1 protein-coding gene is annotated in these 253 nt (G+C 65.2%); it reads right to left on the reverse strand.

All coding sequences use genetic code 11. From position 1 onward, the window contains the following. The coding region (locus tag J0695_RS41900; protein WP_242553808.1) for a DUF6230 family protein at positions 1-253 on the reverse strand (253 nt) is incomplete at both ends.

The raw sequence follows: 253 nt of genomic DNA on the forward strand, positions 1-253 counted from the left end.
TCCCGGCAGTGGTCGCCCACGCCGTCTGCTTGACGTTGGTGAGGTCGGCCTTCTGCGCCTGCTGGGCGAAGCCGCCCGGCAGCGCGTTCTCGCCCTGCTTCACCGCGGGTCCGCGGGTCTTGTCCTTGACCGCGACACCGATGTCGATGTTGGTGAAGGTCGCATCGGCATCGAGCTGAGCAACGTCGATGTAGAGGTTCTTGGCCTCGACCTTGTGCTGCGCGTTCGGACCCGCGTCCAGACGAAGGTAGAT

Source organism: Streptomyces beijiangensis (genome assembly GCF_017315755.1).
Classification (GTDB): Bacteria; Actinomycetota; Actinomycetes; order Streptomycetales; family Streptomycetaceae; genus Streptomyces; species Streptomyces beijiangensis.